The organism is Natrialba aegyptia DSM 13077 (assembly GCF_000337535.1).
Taxonomy (GTDB): domain Archaea; phylum Halobacteriota; class Halobacteria; order Halobacteriales; family Natrialbaceae; genus Natrialba; species Natrialba aegyptia.
In genome coordinates, this window is the sequence record NZ_AOIP01000007.1 from 1 (window position 1) to 20,344 (window position 20,344).

The following is a 20,344-nucleotide window of genomic DNA, read 5'->3' on the forward strand; positions in this document are numbered from 1 at the left end:
GAGTCGCCATCACGCGTTTGTTGCGTCATATCCGAGTGCCCTGGTACACTTAAGGGCATCGTCTCGCGGTGCGAGGCACCCCGAGACGAGCCCAAGTGTCAGCCGAGGTGGCTGATGGGCGGGTGGATATGATGCCAACCTCCGTGCCGGGAAACGGCCGGAGGGGACGTGGCGGCGTGGGCCACGTCGTTCACAGTAATGACGAGGCGAGGGTACATATATAAGGCCGTCGTCTCGCGGGCGGTCTGGTCCGTGTTGGTGTGTCTCGTAAGCAAGAAAGTCACACCGGGACGATCAAAGGAGGGAAACAACAGATAGAGGGACCCTCTAGCCAATAGGGCCGAGTTCAGAAAGCGGCTAACGAGAAAGTGTGGGGCGTGACCGACACGATTTACCGGCCGCAGTCGTAGCGAAGGATATGGATCGATCGGGGTTTGTCAAACTCTCGGTGGTCGCGTTCGGACTCGTTATTCTGAGTTTTTTCGTGCGCGGGTTCAGCCAGCTTGCGTTCGGCCGTGGCGTTGCAGATGTGCTCCAGGCACCGATTGCGATCGTGGGGTTTGGGCTGCTGGTGTATCTATTCGTGCGCGCGACACTCGATGCGGTGGGGGTCTGGAAAATCGAAGAGGCAGATAGCGAGTCAGGACCGGGACAACGCGGCTAACGCGGGAAGGAAACCGTTTTTCGACTGCCGCCCTAACCCAGTGATATGACAATCGACGTGCGTGAGATCGCCGACCTTGGACCGGACGATCGCGTCGCGTTCTTCGATCGGGACGCCGGCATCGAGGCGGTCAGGGGAGACGTTCGAGAGATCGTCGATCGAGTTCACGAGGAGGGAGACGTTGCGGTTCGCGAGTTCACAAGTGAGTTCGACGGCGTCGAAGTCGGGAATCTCGAGATAACGGACGAGTGTGAGCGCGCGTACGAGGGGCTCGATACGGAACTCCGTGAGGCGATTGAGGCGGCAGCGACGAACGTCAGGGAGTTTCACGAGGCGCAGGTGCCGGAGGATTGGCGACGAGAGTTCGGCGAGGGACGAGAGCTCGGCCGTCGGTTTCGACCGATCGAACGCGTTGGCGTCTACGTTCCCGGCGGGGAAGCGGCGTATCCGTCGAGTGCGATCATGGGCGTCGTCCCGGCCGTCGTCGCGGGCGTCGAGCACGTAACGGTAGTGACGCCGCCGGCGGACGTACTGAATCCGGCGACGCTGGGAGCGATCCACGCTGCGGGTGCGGATGCGGTCTACAGTGTGGGGGGCGCACAGGCGATCGCCGCGCTGGCGTATGGGACCGAGACGATCACGCGCGTACAGAAGATCGTTGGCCCGGGGAACAAGTGGGTCACGGCGGCCAAGGCGGAGGTCCGTGGCGATGTCGAGATCGATTTTCTGGCGGGGCCGAGCGAGGTCGTCGTCATCGCGGACGAGACTGCCGATCCGGAACTTGTCGCGGCCGAGCTGGTAGCCCAGGCCGAGCACGACCCGAACGCGTCGGTCGTGGCTGTCACCGATGACGAGGAGATGGGGGAAGCAATTGCCGCGGCAGTGGACGCACAGGCCAGCTCGCGCGAGCGCGAAGATGTGATTCGAGAGGCGCTTGCGAACGAGGCGAGTGGCATCCTTCGCGCGCGATCGATGAGCGAAGCGATCCTGTTCACGGAAGAATACGCACCGGAGCACCTCTCGATTCTTGCAGCGGACGACGAGGAAGTGCTCGCGCGCGTCGAGAGCGCCGGCAGCGTTTTCTTGGGGCCCGAAACGCCCGTTGCGGCCGGTGATTACGCCAGTGGCACGAATCACGTTCTTCCGACGAACGGTGGTGCACACGTCGCAGGTGGGCTTTCGGTCGAGACGTTCCTGCGATCGACGACGGTACAGCGGCTTTCGGCTTCAGGCCTGGCCGAGTTGGGTGAGACGATCACGACGCTGGCCGACGCGGAGGGACTCGAGGCACACGCAGCGAGTGTGCGAACGCGCATCGAGGGTGCTGAAGCCGAGACGGGGCCGACCGATTCGGAGTAACGCGAGACGTAATCGGAGCCTACAGAACTTGAATGACCTGGCTACTCCGCAGCCTGGTTTTACGTAGCTACGTCTCGAACCCTATCGTAGATACCAATGCAACCGCGTGAGGTCGACCCTACCGATGAGCGAGTTCTCGAGCGCAACTACGATTATGCACAGCGAAACGTTCGGCTTCTCGCGATGTGGTACGAGTGCGATGTCGAGCGGATGCTCGTGTTGCTGGCCGAGCACGGAATCGAACTCTCCAGGAACGACCGTCTCGAGTTCGGAACGCAGTATCGAGCAGCCAGAGATCGGTTCGAACGGGATGGTGAGTGGACTCACTGAGGCAAGCGAGAGCGAGTTCCGGTGGCGTCAAGGTTAACATCGTTGCCCGGGAATGAGTGTGTATGAGCACGGACAGCGTGGACGGTGGACAGCAAACGCAGCCGGAGATCGAGGTTACGGAAGAGGCAGCGACGCAGGCGCTTTCGCTGCTCGAAGGTGAGGGGATGGATGCCGGAGAGGCGGGACTTCGACTGTTCGTCCAACAGGGTGGCTGTGCGGGACTCTCGTACGGAATGCGATTCGACGATGCGCCGGACGAGGACGACACGATCTACGAGCACCACGATCTGCGTGTGTTCGTCGATCCGGCGAGTATGAACTATATCGAGGGCAGTGTGCTCGATTACGAGAGCGGACTCCAGGCGGAAGGCTTCCACGTGGAGAACCCGAACGTCGTCAGTGAGTGCGGCTGTGGTGAGTCGTTCCGGACGTAAGCCCGCTCGGTGTTCCGGTGTTTGTTGAGGGCCGGAGCAGGAATAGAGTTCAGACGGCTGCTAGTTCGAGAGGCCGAGAAATCGGCCGTAAAAACTGTCCGAGATGTGCTGTGGTTGTGGCTCGTTTTCCTATCGGTGCCAGTAGTTACTGCGTCTGTGCGCTCAGAACGGCGTCACTCTTCGAGTTCGAATGCGACGGTGACTTCGGCCTGATACTCGCGGTTGTCTGCGGTGGCAACTTCGACGCCGAGTTCGTCGACTTCGATCCATTGGACGTTCTGGAGGGTTTCCTCGGCGCGATCGATCGCATTGTCGGCGGCGGTGTCGAAGCCCTCGGTACTCGTTCCGACGAGCGTGATCTTCTTGAAGACCATGGCTGCCCGTGCTACACCGTCGGTACCTGTAAAGCTAGTGCCGGCGTGAGAACGAGGTGGTGAGCGCAGGGATTCGAGAGTGTGAGCGAGTGAGAGTGGGTGTGGGTGTGGGTGTGGGTATGGGTATGGGTATGAGTACGGGTAAGTAGGTAAGTGGGTGAGCGGGTGCGTAGATACTGTGCCGGCGTACCGCCGAATCGTGGGTTATCGGCTATCGAGGCGATCCCGAATCGCTCCCGTCACGTCCGAGAGGTACGCGCCGCCCCACAGTGCGACGATGATCGCACCGATGGAGTTGAAGATGAGATCGAGCATCGTGTCGTCGAGACCGTACTGGGTGAGAACGGCGTTCATCCCGAGGGCATCTGCCGTGAGTGCGATCGCGAACTCGAGGACTTCCCAGAGGACGCCGAACGCGAGGACGAAAAGCAGGATGAAGATGGCGACGAACCGCGGAGGGAAGTGAATTCCTGCCGAGTGTTCGTCGAGTGCACGGACCGTTGCGTAGCCGACGCCGGCAACGAGTGAGGACGACAGTGCGTGGGTGACGTGGTCCCACCACCAGACCTGGCTGTAGAACGTCGTGGTCGTCCCTGGGAGTCCGACGGTTCCGAGGGCGTGGAGGAACACTGCGCTGGTGATCCAGAGGGTGAGTCGGGGATCCATGGGAATGCCGTAGTCGCGTTCGAGGATGGACGGCAATCGTGTGACGACGAGCGCAACGCCGGTATTGATAACGATGCCACCGTTGGCTCGCTCGAGGCCGATAAACAGCATCCCGATCAGCCCGAGTTCCATGAGATGCGTGAGCTGGCGCTGGCGACGCGAAGACAGGCGAAGGGAATCGAGTTCAAACATGGTCTCGGTGGTCTTCGTCTTCTGCTTCGGGGTCCGATTCTACGCGGGGAGCCGGCTCTGAGGGTGGGGGAGAAGTCGAATCAGGTCCTGGCTTTGGATCTGACTCGTCAGTGTGAGTTGGCTCGGATTCTGCTTCCGATGTCGGTGATGCCGTCTTGGGGTCGTCACGACCCGAAACTGAACTCGGGGAACTCGGAGTGCCCGGGTCTGATCGCGAGTTCGGTGGTGTTGCAGCCGACGGGATGGAGTAGGACTGGTCGAGACGGCCGAGTCGTCTGAAGTAGACTTCGAAGACGATGCCGCTCCCGAGGCCGGCGACGGCGGAGTAGACGAACTCCCACATGATTTCGTCGTGGGTGCCGGTAAAGGGAGTATCGAGGAGGCCGCCGATGCTCCATCGAAGGAGAGCCCACAGGGCGGCCGCGGAGAGGGTCGAGACGATGACGAAGATGACGGCGAAACCGGGCGTCATGCGGACGGTGGTAAACATCTGGAGTTCGACGGCGAGGACGAGTGCGATGGCCGCGACGGAGAGATACGATGCGAAGTGGCCCGTGAGCCCGGTGGCGTCGAGCGCCATGCCGAGCATTGGGAGGGCGGCGAGCAACAGGACCTCCCAGGGGAGCATCACGAGCGGAGAGCGAAAGGCGATCGACGGCAGGAGTGCCAGAACGAGGAGTGTCGCTGCGAACGTCGTCCAGAGGACCTCGCCGAGGAGCAACTCGCTGAGTCCGATGCCGGCGATGGCGATGACGAGTAGCCACGAGGCGATCGCGTTGGTTCGCCCGTCGGCGATCAACGTATCGAGTGTTGACCGAGACACGAACGGCTGTAGCGGTCGGGCGTACAAAAACGTACGTAACCGGCACTGTTCGTGCGCCACAGCGATTTAAACGGAACCGAGTGAAGAGAGATAGACGACGACGTACGCGAGGAACGCGCTCGTGATGGCGGCGAGCCCCGTGAGTGCGGTTGCAAGCAGCGACTCCGTTCGTGGAAGCGATGGGAGAACTGGTTGCAACCGCGGATGGCGGGCCACTGAGACCGGTGACCGCAGCGTGATACCGGAGAGGAGGCCGACGCTGAGAATCGAGAAGACGAAGTGATAGGACACATCGAGCGTTGGCGGTGTCGTCACGACTGCGGCGAGTCCGTATCCCGCGGCGAGGCCGGCCCGTGGATCGATCGCCGCGAACACGTTGCGGTCGGTGAGGCGACAGAAGGTGATCGCCGCCAGCCAGATGGCGCCGAGTTCGATCGCGAACGCGGCGAGGAGATGAAGCGTGGGGTCGGAGTGAAGGACGACTCGGGACGCGAGGAGGGTCGAGTCGGCGGGAAAGAACCAGTCGGGTGGCGAACCGGTGACGAGGTCGCCCCAGGGGTGAGACCAGAGTCCCCAGAGGGCGGCGAGCGTAAGGGTCGAGGGAGAGATCGCGGGGAGTGAAGCGGAGTTCAGGTCGGGGGTGTCTCCGAGTGCGGAGGCGAGTGTCGATGCGCGGACGCTGGCGAGGGAGAGGAGTGTGCCGGTCCCGAGAAAGAGGCTCATAACGAAGGCGGCGAGCGGACCGGAACGGAGGAGTGCCGCCAGGACGAGGAGACCGAAGAGCGAGAGTGAGGCGAGTGCGGCGAGCGCGCTACCGATCGGTCGGCGGGGGCGGTCCGGCTCTCGCGTTTGCATCGCGAACGCAACGAGTCCGAACGCGGGGGCGGCGACTGCACCGACGAGGAGCGAGTGGGTCACGGATCGGTGAACGGTTCGGCTCGCGTTCCAGAACGCGGTCGGCGCACTGAGAGCGCCGTCGGCGAGCAGCCAGTGGCCGAGGCCGGTCAGGGCGTACAGGATGTCGATATCCGGCAGTGCGCCGAACGCGCCGGCGATGACGGCGACGAAGAGTGCGTGCCGGCGCGGCCAGCCATGCCAGTCAGCGATGAGGCCGGCGACGGCGAACGCGAGTAGAGCGTGACCGACGAACACGACGTATCGGGTACGCGATGACTCCTCTTAAGCGACTCGCACGTCGGGTGTCGGGTGTGAGAAAGCGACCGAGGTCGCCGCTGTCGGTAAGTCTTTGCGAGTGGCACTCGAGCACACACCCATGGCACAGGAACCGTCGATCGAGACGGATCGAGCGCCGGCCGTCGGCGAACTCACACCACCGGATCGAACGCTGATGGGACCGGGGCCGAGCGACGTGCACCCGCGTGTGCGTCGGGCGATGAGTACGCCGCTCGTCGGCCATCTCGATCCGTCGTTCGTCGAGATTATGGACGACGTGCAGGAGTTGCTTCGGTATACGTTCCGGACGGACAACGAGTGGACGATTCCGGTTTCGGGGACGGGGTCGGCGGCGATGGAAGCTGCGATCGGGAACGTCGTCGAGCCTGGCGACACGATGTTGGTTCCGACGAACGGCTATTTCGGCGGTCGCATGGCCTCGATGGCGCGCCGCGCGGGCGGCGAGGTCGTCGAGGTCGACGCCCCGTGGGGCGAACCGCTCGATCCTGCCGATGTTGCCGACGCGCTCGCGACGCACGATCCCGACGTTTTCGGGTTCGTCCACGCCGAGACGAGCACGGGCGTTCGCCAGCCCGACGTTCCGGAACTCACCGCCGCGGCGCACGACCACGACGCGCTGGTAATCGCCGATACCGTCACCTCCATCGGCGGGGTCGAACTCCGCGTCGACGAGTGGGACATCGACGTGGCCTACGCCGGGCCGCAGAAGTGTCTCTCCTGTCCGCCGGGCGCGAGTCCGCTCACCCTCTCGGACGAAGCCATGGAAAAGGTCCTCGCACGCGAGGAGGACCCCCGGTCGTGGTACCTCGATCTCTCCTTACTCGAAGGCTACTGGGGCGAGGAACGCGCCTACCACCACACCGCGCCGATCACGAACGTCTACGCGATTCGGGAGGCGCTTCGACTCGTCGCCGAGGAGGGCATCGAGGAACGCTGGGCGCGCCACGAACGCCTCGCCGGCGCGTTGAAGGCCGGCGTGGAAGGAATGGGCCTCGAGATGAACGCACCCGACGAGTTCTGGTTGCCGAGTCTCAACGCGGTCCGCGTTCCCGACGGGGTCGACGACGGCGAAGTCTGTGCCGAACTGCTCGAGCGCTACGATCTCGAAATCGCGAGCGGCCTCGGCGATCTCGACGGGGATATTTTCCGGATCGGCTGTATGGGCTACTCCGCGCGCCCGGAGAACGTGATTTACGTCGTGACGGCCCTGGGTGACGTGCTCGAGTCACTCGGGGCGACGGTCGATCCGGGCGCTGGCGTGACGGCGACACGGCGGGCGCTCTCGGAGTAGCACGAAAAACGGGGAAGTGATCCCGGGTAGGGCGCTTGGGAGTCGGTTGCGGGCGATTCGAGTGGTGTTCGGGCGGTCAAACCCGCTGGGTCACGCCGAGACGCGGGGCCCTGGCGGCGCACGTTCGACCTGATAGTCGTCGCCGTCGACGACGATGATTGCCCACTCGTAGCTGGGGTTCGTCCGACGGAGTTCAGCTTCGAGATCGTCGGCGTCCTCGGGCTGGGCGACGAAACAGTGAAACTGCCCCGACGACGATGACGAACGCGGAAGCTCTGCGTTCTCGAGGACTGTGTTTACGTGGACGACTTTCCACGCGCGTTCGGCCCGGAAGTCGGGGCCGGTTCCTTCGACGGTGTATCCGAGCTCTGCGAAGATCGACCTGGCCTGCTCGACGAGTCGCATGTTAACAGGACCCATTCATAGAAGCCTACGGTACCCACCGACATAAATGTTGGTCTGGAATAGAAAGCAAGCCGTTGCTATCCGAACCGGAGTTCAACACAGTATTTTATTGACAATGTTTATCTACTAATCGGAACTCGATTCGGTAATATCCAATTAGGAAGCGGTGATACCAGCGTCGGTCGAGCGAGAAGACACCGTCACCGAAAGTGACCGGAGAGAGAAGACAGAGTACACGTTCGACAAAAGCGACACTGAACTCGTGTTATTCGTGGGCAGCGTCCCACTCGGTCGGTTTTCGGAAGTTCCCACACCGATTGCACTTGATTCGTCCCATCGAGTCCATGGCGTTATCGATGCGCTCGCAGTTCGTACAGAACCATCCGTACCGACTCTCTGCGTCGTTCGTCTCGTAGACGATCAGAAACGGCCCTTTCGATCCTCTGTCACCGTCGGTCTCCGAGACAAAGACGGTGCCGGCGTCCTCGGTCGTGATCGATCGCAGCGCCATGGGAACCGGTAGTCACGCGCCCAATAAAGGACTTCTGTCCGACTCGAGTAAAACCGGGATGAGACGCTCACCCACGTGAGAGTAGCGCTAACTGAAACCTTTACCCGCACGGAACTCGTCCGATGCTGTAATGGCGCTTGTCGTGGTTCCCGTTCGGTATCCGCTAACGAAACACTCACGACGAACGCTCGAACGGGCCATCGATATCGCCCGCGAGCGCGAGGCGGCGTTGACAGTTCTGCACGTGGACCTCTACCAGAACGGGAAGAAAGTGACGCGTATCGATCTGAAAAATACCGTCGAGCGGTCGATCGGGCCCGTCGAAAACGCCCGGTACGTCGTTCGGACCGGATTTCTCGTTGAGGAGAGTATTCTCGACGAGGTGGCGGCAGAGGATGCAGATGTCGTCGTCGTCGGCAGCCAACAGGCGAGTCGATTCCGCCGGCTCTTCCGCCGGCTGACGGATAACCCGGATATCGACCGCTATCTGCGGACCCATCTCGACTGTGAGGTAATTACCGTCGAGAGCGCCCGCGCGTAGCCTGCCCCGTCCGCCCAGAGACGCTACGATCTCGGAACTTATCCCTCGTTTCCGTCCGACACCACCGACTCACCGTGGGACGGCGCGGCTGAACTCGAGTCCCCGTCGGCTGTCTCGGACTCGTCGAAAACGATCCGTGCAGTCCCGCTTTGCGCGTTAAACACGTGATGGCGGTGCGGATAGGCGAACTCGACATCGAGTTCAGCGAAGCGCTCGCGGACCGCCGACTGTACTCGCGATCGGGCGACCATCCGTTTGTAGGGTTGTTCGACCCAGAACGAGAGTCGGAGCAGGATACCGCTGTCGGCGTAGGATTCGATCGTACAGACGGGGGCGGCCGCGTACCGTGCGCTTCCGATACGGATATCGGGGCCGCCGGTGATGACCGTCTCGACGCTGCGTGCGGCGCGTTCGGCGTGACGGCGCGCGGCGTCGACGTCGCTCTCGTACGTGATTTCGAACTCGACGTCGATCCGAGTGCGTTCGTCTTCGGCTGAGTAATTGATCACGTCGCGGGTGTAGATTTCGGAGTTCGGGATGACCAGCAGCGTATTCTCGAGGGTGAATATTTTCGTATAGCGGATCGTGATGTCCTCGACGAATCCGGTGTGGCCGACATCGGCGATTTCGATCATGTCGCCGATCTCGTAGGGACGGTCTGCGAGAACGAAGATACCGGTGATGAAACTGCTGACGAGCGGTGCGATGACGACGGCAATCACGGCGGAGATGACGGTCACTGAGAGGAGGATCTGCGTGTTGCCGATATCGAGGATACTGGCAGCGACACCCAGTGTTAGCAACAGGACAGCCGCTCGAACGCCGCGCAGGACGGTTCGGGTGACGCTCGGACGGTCGATACGGCGAGCGACCGTGCGGCCGGTAAGTCGTACGACGACCTTCGAGAGGTACCACCCGATGACGAGGACCAGAAGCGCCCCGACGAGTTCGGTCGCACCGAATGGGAGGTAGCCCTGAACTCTCTCGAACGGCTCACTTGCAACTCCCGGCCAACCCTCACGCATGAGATGACAGTCATGGCGGGAGTGGTTAAGGGTTCTGTCCGCCCACGAGCGGATGAAACGCGGTGATCAGTACCCGGGAATGCGAATCACACTGAGCCCGATATCGGACCGATCGCGGGCCACAACGGAGGTCGGGCCGAACAACCTAATTTCGAAAATAGATGCTACTCGATGCATAATAAATCATTTAGCCATCGGGATCGTAGGGTGTGCTATGGCATCAGACGAACTGCGCTCGACGGTCGAGCGTGTCGGGGACCGGTTCAACCTCGGCGAGTACGAGATCGACGCCTACCTGACCGTCCTCGAACACGGCCAGCTGACGGCGAGTGAAATCGCCGATCGAACCGACATTCCTCAGCCCCGCGTCTACGATACTGTCCGGAGTCTCAGTGACCGCGGTCTCGTGGAACTCCGCGAGTCCCGCCCGATGAAAGTCGTCGCGATCGACCCCGGGGAGGCGTTCGACGACGTCCAGAGTTCGCTCGAGCAGATGATCGACGAACTCGAGGCACGATACACCGCGCCGGCACGGGACACCGAGGCAGTCTCGCTGGTCAAGTCGCGATCGACGATCCTCCGATACCTGGAGGAGGTTATCGACGCGGCGGAATACGAACTCTCGCTGTCGCTCACGCCAGGACTGTTGACGCGGTTCGAAGACGAACTCCGGGCGGCGATCGATGCCGGTGTCAGCGTGGATCTGATCGTCACGCCGGCCACCGAGGCACCCGATCCGGACGAGTTCGACTACCGGGAGGTTGCGACGACGGCCCGGGCTCGACGCGGGATCACGACGCCGGTGATCGCCGTCGCGGACGGGAACTATTCGGTGTATGCGACGCAGGATGCGCTGCGTGACGATCAGGACCGGTACGGCGTCATCTTCAATCGGTCGTCGCTCGGCTTTCTGGTTTCGGGCTTCTTCGGCACCGTTCTCTGGACGACCGCCGAGCGGACGCTCGGTGAGGACGGGTCGAAGCGGACCTATCCACGCAAGTACGCCTCGATCCGGCGTTGCGTGAAGGACTTGATGGAGGACGGCGGCGAGTTCTACGCGACGATCGAGGGTCGTGATGTGGATGTTGGCGGAACGCGGATCGTTCGCGGACGAGTTCTCGATATTTCCTTCGAGGTCAGCGAGGAGGTCGCGAGTTTGACGATCGAGACCGAAAGCGGTGAGGAAGTCACGGTCGGTGGCCGCGTCGCGGCACTCGAGGACATCGAGGGCCACGAGATCCACATCGGTCGTGACGAGCCGCCGGCAATCGAGGAGTGAGTGCGACGGGGTCGACGAGAGTGGCGAGACGGAGCGATGAGGGCGGCGGGATGGAGGGCGGAGAGTAGCGAGTAGCGACGACGGAGCAATGATCCCGGGCGACTCTGTGGCGCGCAAAACGACCGTTTGTTTCTGTCCCCGGTAACGGCTAACTTCGGTCGATAGCGGTGCCCGTAATAGCGTATTATACGAGTCAGCGGACGCGACTCTCTGGAGTAAGGGCTCGTGTGCAAGCCAATCACTAAGATACCAAGCGGTATTGTATTACGTCGGATGGGTCGAGATACCGTGGACCAGGATCCGAGCCCGGACCCGAATCCGAACCCCGTGCAGCCGAGCACGCCGCGCGACGAACGGGGTCGCACTCGTCGGCAGCGGCTTTCTCGCCGCGCGTTCGTGGCCACAGCCTCGGCGACGGCGCTCGGAGCGACGGCGATCGCAGGCTGTCTCGGCGGCGGACCGGGGCCGAACACAGTTGTCATGACCGGAGCGACCGATTTCGAGGGCATTCTGCACACGCCGGACGACGAGCCGGACGTGCAGGAGGCCCTCTGGGAGGCGGGGCTCGACGAGGACATCAGCGTCGAAGTCCAGACGGTCGTCAGCGACTCCGTCCAGCGAATGCAGGAGGCCCAGTCGACGCTTCAAGCCGGGCGCGCCCCGCCGGACATCCACATGATGGACACCGGCTGGACGATCCCCTTCATCCTCCGCGAGCAGACGACGAATCTGACGGAAGAGTTCCCCGACGATGTCGTCGATCGCGTCGAGGAGAACTATCTGGAGGAAATCCTCGAAACGGCGCGCCACCCGGAAACCGGGGATATTCACGGGTTACCGCTGTTTCCGGATTTCGGCATGATGCTGTACCGCCGGGATCTGCTGGAAGACGCCGGCCACGATACGAGCGACTGGGCGAGCGATCCGCCGACGTGGGAAGCGTTCGCCGAAGCGGTCGCCGACGCCCAGTCTGAAGCCGGGCTCGACTTCGGCTTTACGACCCAGGCGGCCGCCTACGAGGGACTCGCGTGTTGTACGTTCAACGAAGTCATGTCGACCTGGGGCGGCGGCTACTTCGGCGGCACGGAAACCCTGTTTACGGCGGGCGACCGGCCGATCACCGTCACCGACGACGCCGTGATCGATGCCCTCAGAATGATGCGCACGTTCATCCACGGCGACGAGGACGACCACGCGCTCGAGGGCTACCCGCAGATCTGTCCCTCCGCTATCGTCCAGTGGTCCGAGGACGAATCGCTCGCCTCCTTCTCGAGCGGCGACGCCGTCGCCCACCGAAACTGGCCCTACGCGATCGCGGAAACCGGCGGCGACGACGCGTTCGGCGAGAACCTCGGCGTCACAACGCAACCGTACGCCGTCTCCGAAGACGACGCTGAACTCGAGGGGGTCGGCGGAACGGCCGCCGCACTCGGCGGCTGGAATCTCGCTCTCAGTCCCTACACCGACAAAACGGAGCAGGCGCTGCAAGTGCTGGAAGCGTTCACGCACGATGAGGTCATGCTCACCATCTTCGAGCTCCAGGGCTTTCTCCCGCCAAATCTTGACCTGGTTGCGGATGCAAATCCCGACGAAATCGGCCCCGTTGCCCGCTACGTCGAACAGATTCAGATGGCGGGGGAAAACGCCGTTCCCCGGCCGGTCACGGACCTGTGGCCGGAGCAATCGGCGCTCATCTTCCAGGAGGTAAACGCGGTCTACCGCGGCGCAAAAGCGCCGACCGCTGCGATGGACGAGTTAGCGTCTCGCCTCGAGCGGAGCGAATCGGAGGTGGCAGCACAACATGGCGGGTGAACCAGAAGCGGGTGCTGGGACCGGCACTGAAACCGGTGACCCCGGTCACGGCGGTCTGGGAAGCCACCCGGAACGGGAGACCGACCAGAAACGGACCGGCAATCCCGTGATCAACTGGATGGAAAACCTGAGCGAGGCGGCGTACGCCTACCTCCTCTTGCTCCCCGCGTTCGCCCTGCTCACGCTGATCGCTTTCTACCCGCTCATCCGAACGTTCATCATGTCCCTCCGTCGGGACGAAACGCGCGGCGCGGACCCCCTCGGGGGATTCGTCGGCATCGACAACTACGTCGACATTCTCACCGGCAACGCCAGGCTTGCCCGACAGTTCGTGGATATCTCGCTGTCGTCGTCGTTCCCGTTCGTCGAACTCGGCGTCCCGTTCCTGCAGCAAGCACTGTTCGTGACGCTCGGCTTTGCAATCCTCAGCGTCTTCTTCGAGACGGTTATCGGCTTCGGACAGGCCTACGTGCTCGACCAGGACTTCCGCGGCCGACGCTGGGTTCGCGTCGCGATCATCCTCCCGTGGGCAGTCCCCATCGTGATCCAGGGGATGATCTTCTACCTGCTGTTCCAGCCCGGGGTCGGCTTCGGTAGCGACCTCATGCAGTGGCTCGGTATCTTCGGGCCGAACCCGCTCGCCGACAGCCAGGACGCGTTCATCATCATCCTCGTGGCGGACATCTGGAAATCCGCGGCGTTCATGGCCCTGCTGATCCTGGCCGGGTTACAGAGCGTCGATCGAAGCCTGTACGACGTCGCTCGCGTCGCGGGCGCATCGCCGTGGCAACGATTCAAGATGATCACACTCCCGCTCGTGTTGCCCGCGCTCCTCGTCGCCATGCTGTTTCGCACGATGGACGCCATGCGCGTCTACGGGCTGATCGAGTCGACTGCCGGCTGTGCGTCCGTCCCCTCGCTCACCTGCCTCGTCGTCGAAGCCATGTTCGGCGGCACGCGAATCTTCGCCACGGCGGCCGCCGTCGCGTTCGCAACCGCGCTCGTGATCGGACTGATCATCTCGGTGTACGTGTTCTTCTTCCGCGACACCGAGGGAGGGCTCTACTGATGACCGACGACAGCACACCCACGGACCACCGACGACACCGCCATCAGAACCAGAACCAGTACCAGCGCCAACACCAGTACCGGCACCAACACCAACACACCGACGAAGACGAAGACAAAGACGAACACCGCCCCGCCGAAACGGACGGCGGCCAACCCACCGATCGCCAGTCGGACAGCGTGCTCGTCGACGGCGAGGACGCCGAACTCGACCGCGGCCCCCTCCAGCGCTGGGTCGCGAACTCGATCTCGAACCCCGGCCGCGCCTACCGCGCGATGTTTTACACCGCGACCATCTTCTTCCTGTTTACGACGCTGTTCCCCTTCTACTGGCTGCTCATGGTCGCGCTGACGCCGGAAGGACGACAACAGGATATTATCCTCACCCCGAACGGATTCAATCCCGGATCGTTCGTCGAGGTCTTTCAGGTGCTGCCGTTTTACCGGTATATGTTCAACAGTTTCGTCATCGCGACCGCCTCGACCATCGTCGTCCTGGTCATCGCGAGCCTCGCCGGTTACGCCTTCGGCCGCCTCGAGTTCCCCGGCAGAGTGCCGTTGATGTTGCTCGTGCTGGTGATCTCGTTTTTCCCACCGGCCGCGTTCTTCATCCCGTTGAACGACCTGTTCAATACGTCGTTCTTCGTTCTCGAACCGATTACGGGCGACGGCACGCTCTACAACACGCCCGGCGCGATGGTGTTGCCGCTATCGGCGATCTTCATGCCGCTGGCGATTTTCATCCTGACGACGTTCTACTCGCAGATCCCGGACGGCCTGGAGGACGCTGCGCGGGTGGAAGGGACGACCAGACTCGGCGCGCTGTTCCGAGTCATCATCCCGCTGTCGGCCCCCGGCGTGGCGACCGCCGGCGTGTTGACCTTCATCGCCGTCTACAACGAGTTCTTCTTCTCGTTTCTGATGACCGACGGCCAGCCGGAGAACTGGGCCCCGATTCTCGAGGGAATCCTCGGCTATCAGGGCCAGTATCAGGTGATGTATCACTTGATGGCGGCGGCGAGTATCATCGGGGTCATTCCCGTCGCGATTCTCGTGATCATCGCACAGGAAAAGATCGTTAGCGGGCTCACTGCGGGTGCGCTCAAGGAATAACCGTAATCGACAGTACCCTACACCCTACCACTATGGCACGAGTTCAACTCGAACACGTCACGAAACGCTACGAAGATGTCATCGCCGTCGACGATGTCTCGATGGAGATCGAGGACGGCGAATTCGTCACGTTCGTCGGACCCTCGGGTTGTGGAAAGTCGACGACCATGGAAACTGTCGCGGGGCTCACGAAGCCGACCGAGGGCCGAGTGTATATCGGCGAGAAGGACGTGACGACGCTCGCGCCCAAGGATCGCGGCGTCGCGATGGTCTTCCAGAACATCGCGCTGTTTCCTCACATGAACGTCTTCGAGAACATTTCCTTCGGGCTTCGCCTCCGGAAGTACGACGACGAGGAGGTGAGCCGTCGCGTCGAGCAGGCGGCGGACATCGTCCAGCTCGAGGGTCTGCTCGATCGAATGCCCGATGAGATGTCCGGCGGCCAGCGCCAGCGGGTCGCGATCGCCCGCGCGATCGTTCGTAATCCGGATGTCTTCCTGATGGACGAACCCCTCGCGAATCTGGACGCGAAACTGCGCGTGCACATGCGGACCGAACTCCAGCGGCTCCACCGCGAGTTGGGGACGACGATCATCTACGTCACCCACGACCAGGCCGAGGCGATGACGATGTCGAACCGGATCGCCGTCCTCAACGAGGGACGCCTCCAGCAACTCGCTCCACCGCTCGAGTGTTACAACCAGCCTGCGAACCTGTTCGTCGCCGGCTTCATCGGCTCGCCGTCGATGAACTTCATGGAGGGCGAACTGACCGAGGCCGGATTCCAGTCTGACAACGTCGATGTCGAACTCGAACCGGAGCAGGTTCCGGGAGTCGGGGTCGGCGACGGAGTCACACTGGGCGTTCGCCCGGAGGACGTTCACATCGCGGAAACGTCGGACATGATCAGCGAGCCAACCGCGCGGATCGGGGCGGAGACCGACGTGATCGAACCGATGGGTGACGAGATATTCGTCTACCTACTCCTCTCGGAGACGGCAGGGCATTCGATGGAGCAAGATCCTGCGTCCGCCCCGGATCAACTGCTCATGAGCGTCACACCGGATACGGATATTCGCGCCGGAACAACCGTCGATGTCGTTCTCGATCGATCGAAACTCCATCTCTTCGAGACGGCAACCGGCGATGCGCTCCGTCACGGACTTACGGACCGCTCCGAACCCGGTACCGGAACGACGCCGACGGAGGCCGATAGCTGACTGAAAACCACCAATGGACAAAAGGTGGTCCAGAACGAAGATTCGATATAGCGACAAAGGATGTATCGGCTCGAAACCAGTCGTATCCCTCCCGCCGGTGACTGATGGGAAACCGGGTTCTCCGCAGTCACTTCCCGTCGGATCAGGACGGGAGAGACATCGGCGAGTTCCACACCTCCAATGACAGACGATCGCACTGACATCAAGACCGGTATCGTCGGCCTCGGAAACATCGGGCAGTATCACGCCGAACGGCTCCGTGAACTCGGTGTTCCGTTAGTCGGCGGCATGGACGTCGCGGCGGAAGCGCGGCGACGATTCGCCAGACGCTACGATGTCGACGTGTACGAAGACCATCAGGAGCTGTACGAGACCATCGATGCGGTCGTCATCACGACGCCGAACAAGTTTCACGAGGAGTACGCTATTGATGCCTTCGACCGGGGCATCCACGTCCTGCTCGAAAAGCCCCTCGCACACAGCTATGACAGCGCACAGCGGATCGCAAGGGCGGCGAGAGACACCGATAGCTACTGCATGGTCGGCTTCAACAATCGCTTTGCAAACACCGTCCAAATCGTGAAAAATCGAATCGATCGCGGTGAACTCGGGGAAGTGACTCACGTCGAGGCGAACTACGTCCGACGGCGTGGAATTCCCGGTCGCGGCTCGTGGTTCACTCGGCGACAGATCGCCGGGGGCGGAGCGCTCATCGACCTCGGCGTTCACGCGATCGATCTCGCGCTGTACCTGCTCGGATACCCCGATGTCGAGGAGGTAACCGGCGTCGATCGAAGCGAGTTCGGCTCGCGCGAGGAATACGCCTATCTCGAGATGTGGGGGGACGATACGGGGCCGCGAGGGTTCGATGTCGACGACTCGGCGAGTGCGTTCGTTCGCTGTCCGGGAAAGCGAACGATCAGTCTCGAGGTGGCGTGGGCGACGAATCGGCCGACGAACCACGAGTTCATCGTTCGAGGAACGAGTGCGGCTGCCCGGTTCGACCTTCTCGAAGGGGATCTGACGATCCATTCGGCGAGTACGTCGGGGCCGGATCACCTCGAGAATACGTCGATCGAAGCGAGACAGAACGACACGCATACGGCGGAACAGCGGGCGTTTTTCGATCGGATCGTCCGCGACGACGGCGGCGATGGGACCGTCGAACAGGCGCTGTCGGTACAGCGGATCATCGACAGCATCTACCGGTCGAGTGAAGAGGGGAAAACGGTGACATTCGACGACGTGTAAGCGTGCCGGTTCGCCGATTTGCCGATTTGCCGATTTGCCGATCCGATGGACTGCTGCCAGTCAGTGCCGTCGCACCTGCGATCCGTCCTAGGTCCTTCGAGTGCGACGAGCGATCGGGACAGCGGACCGTACCGTGGCGGCTGGATCGACGTGTTGTAATCAGTATCGTACCCGCATTTTATTTCATCGTCCACCGTTCGTCAGCCCGTATGCAACTCGGCGTTCACACCCCACCGCTTGCCGACGAATCGCTCGAGGGCGCGCTATCGTACCTCGACGAGCAGGGCGTCGACGCGATCGAGCCCGGCGTCGGCGGCCACCCCGGCCAGGATCATCTGCCGCGTGCGGAGTACCTCGACGACGAGACGGCTCAGCAGGAACTACAGGATCTGCTCGCAACGTACGAGATGGAGATCAGCGCCCTCGCGATACACAACAATCCGCTACACCCCGATGACGAACGTGCGGCAACCGCAGATACCGAACTCCGCGAGGCGATTACGCTCGCCGACCAGCTCGATGTCGGCGTCGTCACCTGTTTCTCGGGACTGCCGGCCGGCGGACCGAACGACGAGGTGCCGAACTGGATCACCGCGCCCTGGCCGCCCGAACACGACGAGGCGCTTTCCTACCAGTGGGAACAGGCGACCGACTACTGGACTGATATCGCGGCACACGCCGATACCCACGGCGTCGATGTCGCGATCGAGATGCATCCGAACATGCTGGTCTACGAGCCCCACGGAATGGCTCGGCTCCGCGAGGAAACCGGAGAGCGAATCGGCGCGAATTTCGACCCGTCGCACCTCTACTGGCAGGGGATCACGATCACCGACGCCATCAGGTATCTGGGCGAACGCGATGCGATCCACCACGTCCACGCCAAAGATACGCAAATTTACGACGCACAGGCGCGGGAAAAGGGCGTTCTCGATACGACAGCCTACGACGACGAGCCGAACCGATCGTGGCTGTTTCGCTCCGTCGGCTACGGCCACGACGAATCACATTGGAAGGACATCGTCTCGACGCTTCGGATGATCGGCTACGACGGCACCCTCAGTATCGAACACGAAGACTCGCTGACGAGTTCACGCGAGGGCCTGGAGAAGGCGATCGATCTCTTAGAGCGGGCGATATTCGAGACTGAGCCGGGGAAGGCCTACTGGGCGGAGTGACTGTTGCTTGTGGCTGGCGAGGCGAAATCTAACGGAGCGGGCAGCCAGGGACCACGGATCACGGCTCGTGGCCACGAACAGAACCCATCCCGTCACTCGTCGACAGCCCCGACGGACTCGTCCTCGTCGGCGCTGGCCCCCTCATCGAGGTCGACAGTCCCATCGCTGTAGACGGTCACCGTGTACCCCTCGTACTCCAGCCGAACGTGGCCGGGAGCGGCTGATTGTGAACTCGAGGAGGGAGGACCATCAGGTGTCGTGTCGGGCTCCGAGCCGGTGCTGTGAAAGAGGGCATCGAGCGCTTCCGGATTAATGGCGGCGTACAGCGGGTCGTATGCTGGGGGCTCGATGTCGGTGGGGGCAACTCCCTCGCGTGCAGCGATCGCTTCGATGATCGCCTGGCTGAGAGAGACCGCTCCCTCGAACTCGGGCGGCGACTGATCGTCCGGGGAGGACATATCGAACGCTAAGGGATTCCAGGGGATAAGGGTGATGGCAGTCCTCGCTGCGGTAGAGACCGATCACAGACGCTCTCTATGGGAATGTATCGATCGTTCAGTGAAGCAGAAAAACGGAACGTAGAAATTCATATATTTGTCATTTGAACCGGTAACAGTCCGGAGAGTGGGCAACCAGCGACGGCGGTGGTCGTTCCGGTCACGACCACCGTGGCAGACCCGCCGATCGCGAGTGTCGGTGCATCATCCGATCGACCGTCTGAGATCACGGATAGAGTAGGATCGGCCGATATAGACACTGATGAGCGCAAGCACTGTTCCGGCGACGACATCGGAGAACCAGTGGATGCCGAGATACATCGTCGAGACGGCGATACTGATCGCGAGAACACCCGAAACGGGGACCCACAGCGGGTACTTCTTGCGCGTCAGCCACGCGAGGAAGAAGACGGTCATCGACAGAGACGTGTGCAGTGAGGGAAAGACGTTCGTACTCTGATTCACCTGGTTCGTCAGGCGGCGCATCTGTGGAAACCCGTCGTAGAGAAGCCCCTCGAACAACAGCGGATCGAAGTTCCGCGGGCCGTAGGCGATGAAGAGGACGTAACACGCGAGACCGATCGTGTAGTTCACGGTGAACGCGAGCAACAGCGTCGAGAGATCGTCCATCGTCTCGAGTGCGAAGTATGCGACGATCGGGAACAACAGCAGGAAGGCGTATCCGTAGATGTACACGAAGGCGAAGAACGATGTGAGTTCCGGTGACTGAAACGTCTGGAGCACTGCGACCGGATTCACCGGGAACAACAGCTGCTCGAGTTCGAACAGTTGCGGGGTGATGTTGTTCCCGAGCACGCGGTGCTCGATGCGGACGGCGATGTCTACCGTCGACCAGCGCAAAAACAAGACGAGTGCAAGCGCCGCAACCGGGAGGAGGCACATCTCGAGTCGCCATCGAACGTCCTGCAACGCGGTGACGAGTCGGCGCGGCCCGATGACGACGAGTGCCGCCGTCACGAGCATTGTGGCGACCACGAGGGCGAGTTGGAGTACGACGCTGGCGAGAGCCATACGGGAGCCTAGCTACGGCAGGAGGGGATTAATAGCGTCCGGTCGATACCGGAGCAGGCGGCGGTCCGCAACGCAATATTGATAT

At 62.2% G+C, this 20,344-nt stretch carries 22 protein-coding genes; 13 read left to right on the forward strand and 9 right to left on the reverse strand.

Annotated elements, in window-relative coordinates; translation table 11 throughout:
* Positions 1 to 418: 418 nt before the first annotated feature.
* From C480_RS00510 to C480_RS00525, 4 genes are all read left to right on the forward strand, one after another.
* A complete protein-coding gene (locus C480_RS00510; RefSeq protein WP_006663666.1) occupies positions 419 to 664 on the forward strand; it encodes a hypothetical protein in 246 nt (81 codons plus the stop codon).
* Positions 665 to 709: 45 nt separating this feature from the next.
* Positions 710 to 2,023 carry a histidinol dehydrogenase gene (hisD, locus tag C480_RS00515; protein WP_006663667.1) on the forward strand — a complete coding sequence of 438 codons (1,314 nt, stop codon included), beginning with the start codon at positions 710 to 712 and terminating at the stop codon, positions 2,021 to 2,023.
* Positions 2,024 to 2,119: 96 nt separating this feature from the next.
* Complete coding sequence (locus C480_RS00520) at positions 2,120 to 2,353, forward strand: hypothetical protein (RefSeq protein WP_006663668.1); 234 nt, start codon at positions 2,120 to 2,122, stop codon at positions 2,351 to 2,353.
* A gap of 62 nt (positions 2,354 to 2,415) precedes the next feature.
* Positions 2,416 to 2,787, forward strand: coding sequence for a HesB/IscA family protein (locus C480_RS00525; protein WP_006663669.1), 372 nt, complete (start codon positions 2,416 to 2,418; stop codon positions 2,785 to 2,787).
* Positions 2,788 to 2,960: 173 nt separating this feature from the next.
* Here C480_RS00525 and C480_RS00530 read toward each other — a convergent pair whose 3' ends face one another.
* The 4 genes from C480_RS00530 to C480_RS00545 form a co-directional block, all read right to left on the reverse strand.
* Positions 2,961 to 3,161 (reverse strand): dodecin, encoded by a 201-nt coding sequence (locus C480_RS00530; protein ID WP_006663670.1) that lies wholly within the window; start codon positions 3,159 to 3,161, stop codon positions 2,961 to 2,963.
* 204 nt (positions 3,162 to 3,365) lie between these two features.
* Positions 3,366 to 4,019 carry a hypothetical protein gene (locus tag C480_RS00535; protein WP_006663671.1) on the reverse strand — a complete coding sequence of 218 codons (654 nt, stop codon included), beginning with the start codon at positions 4,017 to 4,019 and terminating at the stop codon, positions 3,366 to 3,368.
* Complete coding sequence (locus C480_RS00540; protein ID WP_049902977.1) at positions 4,012 to 4,842, reverse strand: hypothetical protein; 831 nt, start codon at positions 4,840 to 4,842, stop codon at positions 4,012 to 4,014. Before C480_RS00540 ends, C480_RS00535 begins: the two co-directional genes overlap by 8 nt.
* A 66-nt stretch (positions 4,843 to 4,908) precedes the next feature.
* Positions 4,909 to 5,994, reverse strand: coding sequence for a metal-dependent hydrolase (locus tag C480_RS00545; protein WP_006663673.1), 1,086 nt, complete (start codon positions 5,992 to 5,994; stop codon positions 4,909 to 4,911).
* A gap of 121 nt (positions 5,995 to 6,115) precedes the next feature.
* Between C480_RS00545 and C480_RS00550 the strand changes: the two genes are divergently transcribed.
* A complete protein-coding gene (locus C480_RS00550; protein ID WP_006663674.1) occupies positions 6,116 to 7,327 on the forward strand; it encodes a pyridoxal-phosphate-dependent aminotransferase family protein in 1,212 nt (403 codons plus the stop codon).
* Positions 7,328 to 7,417: 90 nt separating this feature from the next.
* On the opposite strand, the gene C480_RS00555 is transcribed toward C480_RS00550, so the two are convergent.
* Positions 7,418 to 7,732, reverse strand: coding sequence for a DUF7116 family protein (locus C480_RS00555; RefSeq protein ID WP_006109082.1), 315 nt, complete (start codon positions 7,730 to 7,732; stop codon positions 7,418 to 7,420).
* Between the two features lie 265 nt (positions 7,733 to 7,997).
* On the reverse strand, positions 7,998 to 8,243 hold the full coding sequence (locus tag C480_RS00560; RefSeq protein WP_006663675.1) for a DUF5816 domain-containing protein: 246 nt from the start codon (positions 8,241 to 8,243) through the stop codon (positions 7,998 to 8,000).
* A gap of 130 nt (positions 8,244 to 8,373) precedes the next feature.
* On the opposite strand from C480_RS00560, the gene C480_RS00565 reads away from it, so the two are divergent.
* A complete protein-coding gene (locus C480_RS00565; RefSeq protein WP_006663676.1) occupies positions 8,374 to 8,784 on the forward strand; it encodes a universal stress protein in 411 nt (136 codons plus the stop codon).
* A 38-nt stretch (positions 8,785 to 8,822) separates the two neighbouring features.
* On the opposite strand, the gene C480_RS00570 is transcribed toward C480_RS00565, so the two are convergent.
* Positions 8,823 to 9,809: a mechanosensitive ion channel family protein gene (locus C480_RS00570; RefSeq protein ID WP_006663677.1), complete on the reverse strand. Its 987-nt coding sequence runs from the start codon at positions 9,807 to 9,809 to the stop codon at positions 8,823 to 8,825.
* A gap of 214 nt (positions 9,810 to 10,023) precedes the next feature.
* Between C480_RS00570 and trmB the strand changes: the two genes are divergently transcribed.
* The 7 genes from trmB (at position 10,024) to C480_RS00605 (ending at position 18,730) form a co-directional block, all read left to right on the forward strand.
* The gene (gene trmB / locus C480_RS00575; protein WP_006663678.1) at positions 10,024 to 11,088 is read left to right on the forward strand and encodes an HTH-type sugar sensing transcriptional regulator TrmB; all 1,065 of its coding nucleotides are present in this window, start codon (positions 10,024 to 10,026) and stop codon (positions 11,086 to 11,088) included.
* 273 nt (positions 11,089 to 11,361) lie between these two features.
* The gene (locus C480_RS00580) at positions 11,362 to 12,900 is read left to right on the forward strand and encodes an extracellular solute-binding protein (RefSeq protein ID WP_006663679.1); all 1,539 of its coding nucleotides are present in this window, start codon (positions 11,362 to 11,364) and stop codon (positions 12,898 to 12,900) included.
* Entirely contained in the window at positions 12,890 to 13,969 is a 1,080-nt protein-coding gene (locus C480_RS00585) for a carbohydrate ABC transporter permease (protein WP_006663680.1), read from the forward strand. Before C480_RS00580 ends, C480_RS00585 begins: the two co-directional genes overlap by 11 nt.
* A complete protein-coding gene (locus tag C480_RS00590; protein WP_006663681.1) occupies positions 13,969 to 15,081 on the forward strand; it encodes a carbohydrate ABC transporter permease in 1,113 nt (370 codons plus the stop codon). The genes C480_RS00585 and C480_RS00590 overlap by 1 nt, the downstream gene beginning before the upstream one ends.
* Before the next feature lie 32 nt (positions 15,082 to 15,113).
* Positions 15,114 to 16,301 (forward strand): ABC transporter ATP-binding protein, encoded by a 1,188-nt coding sequence (locus C480_RS00595; RefSeq protein WP_006663682.1) that lies wholly within the window; start codon positions 15,114 to 15,116, stop codon positions 16,299 to 16,301.
* Between the two features lie 141 nt (positions 16,302 to 16,442).
* A complete protein-coding gene (locus C480_RS00600) occupies positions 16,443 to 17,552 on the forward strand; it encodes a Gfo/Idh/MocA family protein (RefSeq protein ID WP_444993545.1) in 1,110 nt (369 codons plus the stop codon).
* 209 nt (positions 17,553 to 17,761) lie between these two features.
* A complete protein-coding gene (locus tag C480_RS00605; protein WP_006663684.1) occupies positions 17,762 to 18,730 on the forward strand; it encodes a sugar phosphate isomerase/epimerase family protein in 969 nt (322 codons plus the stop codon).
* 92 nt (positions 18,731 to 18,822) lie between these two features.
* On the opposite strand, the gene C480_RS00610 is transcribed toward C480_RS00605, so the two are convergent.
* Together C480_RS00610 and C480_RS00615 are read right to left on the reverse strand one after the other, a co-directional pair.
* On the reverse strand, positions 18,823 to 19,188 hold the full coding sequence (locus tag C480_RS00610) for a HalOD1 output domain-containing protein (protein WP_006663685.1): 366 nt from the start codon (positions 19,186 to 19,188) through the stop codon (positions 18,823 to 18,825).
* Between the two features lie 243 nt (positions 19,189 to 19,431).
* Positions 19,432 to 20,259, reverse strand: coding sequence for a phosphatase PAP2 family protein (locus tag C480_RS00615; RefSeq protein WP_006663686.1), 828 nt, complete (start codon positions 20,257 to 20,259; stop codon positions 19,432 to 19,434).
* Positions 20,260 to 20,344: the final 85 nt, after the last annotated feature.